Source organism: Ilumatobacter sp. (genome assembly GCF_049588435.1).
GTDB lineage: Bacteria > Actinomycetota > Acidimicrobiia > Acidimicrobiales > Ilumatobacteraceae > Ilumatobacter_A.
The window spans coordinates 1-4356 of sequence record NZ_JBAVYV010000070.1; the positions used below are offsets into that span (position 1 = coordinate 1).

4 protein-coding genes are annotated in these 4356 nt (G+C 66.6%); 1 reads left to right on the top strand and 3 read right to left on the bottom strand.

The window, feature by feature from the left end; translation table 11 throughout:
• Nucleotides 1-965 (bottom strand): aldo/keto reductase (locus WBV89_RS02430; RefSeq protein ID WP_423979750.1); only part of this gene is annotated, 965 nt, incomplete at its 3' end.
• A 139-nt stretch (nt 966-1104) separates the two neighbouring features.
• Here WBV89_RS02430 and WBV89_RS02435 point away from each other — a divergent pair.
• Nucleotides 1105-1722, top strand: coding sequence for a class I SAM-dependent methyltransferase (locus tag WBV89_RS02435; protein WP_423979751.1), 618 nt, complete (start codon nt 1105-1107; stop codon nt 1720-1722).
• Between the two features lie 121 nt (nt 1723-1843).
• Here the strand turns inward: WBV89_RS02435 and tdh are convergent, their stop codons facing one another.
• Together tdh and WBV89_RS02445 are read right to left on the bottom strand one after the other, a co-directional pair.
• Entirely contained in the window at nt 1844-2869 is a 1026-nt protein-coding gene (gene tdh / locus WBV89_RS02440; RefSeq protein ID WP_423979752.1) for an L-threonine 3-dehydrogenase, read from the bottom strand.
• Nucleotides 2866-4068: a glycine C-acetyltransferase gene (locus WBV89_RS02445; RefSeq protein WP_423979753.1), complete on the bottom strand. Its 1203-nt coding sequence runs from the start codon at nt 4066-4068 to the stop codon at nt 2866-2868. Before WBV89_RS02445 ends, tdh begins: the two co-directional genes overlap by 4 nt.
• Nucleotides 4069-4356: the final 288 nt, after the last annotated feature.

Here is a 4356-nt window from a genome sequence, read left to right on the forward strand (position 1 = left end):
ACGATCTCGTCGATGCGATCGAGGACGTCGGTGGGCAGCGTCACATCGGCGGCACCGATCTGCGACTCCAGGTGCTCCATCGTGCGCGGACCGATGATCGGCGCCGTGACCCCCGGGTGCTGCATCACGAATGCGATGGCGAGATGGATCAGCGAGATGCCGGCCTCCCCCGCCAGCAGCGCGAGCTCCTCGACAGCATCGAGCTTGCGGGCGTTGCCGGGGTTCGACGTGTTGAACATCGTGGGACGCATCTTCGCCCGGTTCGTGTCGGGAGCGCCCTGACCCTTGCGGACCTTTCCGGACAGCCAGCCACCCGCGAGCGGACTCCACGGGATGACGCCCATGTGGTACTTCTCGGCGACGGGGAGGACGTCGGCCTCGACACCACGAACCAGCAGTGAATACGGCGGCTGCTCGGTGACGAATCGGCCGAGTCCCCGGCGCTCGGAGATCCACTGACCCTCGACGATGCGATGGGCCGGGAACGTGGAGGACCCGAAGGCCCGGATCTTTCCCTGTCGCTGCAGGTCGGTCAGTGCGGAGATCGTCTCGTCGTCGTCGGTTCCCGTGTCCGGGCGATGCACCTGGTAGAGGTCGATCCAGTCGGTCTGCAGCCGCTTCAGGCTGTTCTCGACCTCCTTGATGATCCATCGACGGGAGTTGCCCCGGTGGTTCGGGTCACCGCCACGCTGGCCCATCTCGACGTCCATCGGACCGTGGAACTTGGTGGCGAGGATGACATCGTCGCGACGGCCACCGGCGAGGGCCTTCCCGACGATCGTCTCCGATTCGCCACGCGAGTAGATGTCGGCGGTGTCGATGAAGTTGATGCCCTCGGCGAGCGCGCGGTGGATGATCGCGATCGATGCGTCGTGATCGGGTTCACCCCACTTTCCGAACATCATCGCCCCGAGGCAGAGGGGGCTGACGATCATCCCGGTGTGACCGAGGTTGCGATGGTCCATCACGGAAACGTACCGCTTGTGACTGCAACGACCGAAGAGTGAGCAAACGCCATGGACGGTGCCTCTCGCTGCGGAGTGTGCACGGGTCTACCCTTGGGGGATCAATCCGCTGACGCGAGCGAGTATCGAGGAGGACGCGATGGGACTGTACGCCGAACAGATATTGCCCCGCATCATCAATCTGGCATGTGGCATCAAATCGGCGAATCCGCTGCGCAGCCGGGTGTGCGCCGGCCTCCACGGCCACGTCGTCGAGATCGGCTTCGGGTCCGGGCTCAACGTTCCGTTCTATCCAGCAGCCGTCACCGGCGTCGCCGCGATCGAACCGGCCGACCTCGGGTGGAAGCTCGCCGGCAAGCGCCTCGCCGCCTCGCCGATCCCCGTCGAACGCGCCGGCCTCGACGGCCAGTCACTGCCACTGGACGACGACAGTTGCGACACCGCGCTGTCGACGTGGACCATCTGCACGATCCCCGATCCGATCGCTGCGCTCGAGGAAGTGCGGCGGGTTCTCAAGCCCGGAGGGACACTGCACTTCATCGAGCACGGGCTCGCCCCCGATGACAAGGTCCAGCACTGGCAACACCGACTCGAACCGATGCAGAAGCGCCTCGTCGGTGGATGCCATCTCACGCGGCGCATCTCCGATCTGATCACCGAGGCCGGGTTCACCATCACGGAGGCCGACGTCTTCTACGAGGAGGGCGCGCCGAAGGTCCTCGCCGCCGACACCCTCGGCATCGCCGTTGCTGCCTAGATTCGTCGCTCGTGACGTTCGGTTCCTCGTCGTCGTCGGCGACGCGGTCGCGGCGCACGGACATCCTCGCTCCACGAAGGACCTCGACATCGACGACTCGGAATAGCGGTCGCACTCGGACTCAGCTGATGTCGAGGACGACCTTGGTGGCGTCGCCGGCGTGGAGGGCGTCGAAGGCGGCGGCGAAGTCGTCGAGCGCGAATCGGTGGCTGATCACCGGGGCGATCTCGAGCCCTGAATCGAGCATCGACACTGCCTTGTACCAGGTGTCGAACATCTCGCGGCCATAGATGCCCTTGATCTGCAGCCCCTTCAGGATCGCGTGGTTCACGTCGACCGTGGCGGGCTCCGGGAACAGCCCGAGCAGGCCCACGTGCGCCCCGTGCGTGGTGACGCGCAGGATGTCGGCCAGTGCACGACCGCTCCCCGACATCTCGAGCGCGACGTCGAACCCCTCGTCCATCCCGAGTTCGACCATCACGTCCTCGAGCGTCTCCTGATCGGCGCGGACGGCACGACTCGCGCCCATCCGCTCGGCGATCGCGAGACGGGCGGGAACGAGGTCGGTGATCACGACATGGCGGGCACCCGCGTGTCGACAGATCGCTGCCGCCATCTGACCGATCGGGCCGGCGCCGGTGATCAACACGTCCTCGCCGACCACGTCAAAAGAGAGCACGGTGTGCACGGCGTTGCCCAGCGGATCGAGGATCGCCGCGATCTCGTCGGGAACCGAGTCGGGGACCGGATACACGTTGGTCGCCGGGATCGACACGTACTCGGCGAAGCCGCCGTCGCGATGGATGCCGACACCGACGGTCGCGTTGCACAGGTGTCGGTGGCCGGCGCGGCAGTTTCGACAACGGCCGCACACGATGTGGCCCTCGCCGGCCACGCGACTTCCGACGTCCACGTTGGTGACCTGCCCGCCGATCTCCGCGACCGTTCCGACAAACTCGTGGCCGACGACAACGGGCGTCACGACGTTCTCGCTCGCCCACGCATCCCAGTCGTGGATGTGCAGATCGGTACCGCAGATCGCGGCGTGGGTCACCGCGATCAGCACGTCGTTCGGGCCCACGTCGGGACGCGGGACGTCACGCATCTCGAGACCCGGCACCGGACCCGGTTTGACGAGCGCCTTCACGAGATCAACTCCAGTTCGCGGCCGACCGCGACGAATGCTTCGACCGCCTGGTCGATGTCGTCGTCGGCGTGCGCCGCATTCATCTGAGTCCGGATCCGAGCCGCACCGTGGGGCACGACCGGGAACGAGAAGGCGGTCACGTAGATGTTGCGGGCGAGCAGTCGACCCGACATCTCGCCCGCCAGCGACGCGTCACCGACCATCACCGGGATGATCGGGTGCCCCTCGCCCGACAGTTCGAAGCCGGCGTTCGCCATCGCCTCCCGGAACCGTCGTGCATTCCTGGTGAGCTGTTGTCGGCGGTCATCGCCGTCCCGCGCGAGCGTGAGCCCAGCGAGCCCGCCGCCGAGAAGCGCCGGAGCGAGCGCGTTGGAGAAGAGGTACGGCCGGGCCCGTTGGCGAAGGAGATCGACGACGCTCTGGCGGGCGGCGATGAACCCACCCATGCCGCCACCGAGCGCTTTGCCCAGCGTGCTGGTGACGATGTCGACCCGGTCGACCACGTCGTGGAGCGCCGGTGTGCCGCGCCCACCCGGCCCGACGATGCCGGTCGCGTGGGCGTCGTCGACCATCACCAGCGCATCGTGGCGGTCGGCCACCTCGCAGATCGAGGCCAGGTCGGCGATGTATCCGTCCATCGAGAACACACCATCGGTGACCACGAGAACCCGGCGGTTCCCGGCGTCTCGAGCCGCCGTCAGCTGGGCGTCGAGGTCGGTGAGATTGCGAGATTCGTAGCGGTACCGGGACGCCTTGCAGAGCCGGATGCCGTCGATGATCGAGGCGTGGTTCAGCGAATCGGAGACGATCGCATCGTCCGGCCCGAGCAGCGTCTCGAAGACGCCGCCGTTGGCGTCGAAGCAGGCGGCGAACAGGATCGAATCGTCGGTTCCGAGGTAGTCGGCGAGCTGGTGTTCGAGCTCACGGTGGGCATCGAGCGTGCCGCAGATGAACCGAACCGACGCCATCCCGTAGCCGTACTCGGCCATCGACTGTTCAGCGGCCGCGACGAGATCGGGGTGATCGGCGAGCCCGAGGTAGTTGTTGGCGCAGAGGTTCATCACTCGCTCCGCGCCACCGCCCGTGGAGACCCACGGACCCTGTGGCGACACAATCTCGCGCTCGTGCTTCCACAGCCCGTCGTCCCGGATCCCGTCGAGCGTCGCCTCGACCTCCTCGTAGAACATGTCGCGGCTCATCGCAGACCTCCCGTGGTCGGTGTCATCCTCGCGTGCCGGTCGGGCGCTCCGTGTCCACACCGGGAAAACTCGAGGGATCGTGACGCCAGCCGTTCCGATCTGTCGAAATTTCCGAGAGCGTCATGCCAGCATTCCGAATTCTCGGTGGATCTGGACGCCTTCCGTCACGATCTGTCGAAATTCCAGGGCGGATCGCTCGAGGGACGGTGGACAGCTCGGCGATCGTCGCGACTCCGGCGAACGAGCGGACGATCGGCCCGGCTCGACCGCAACCGACTGGTAGACAAC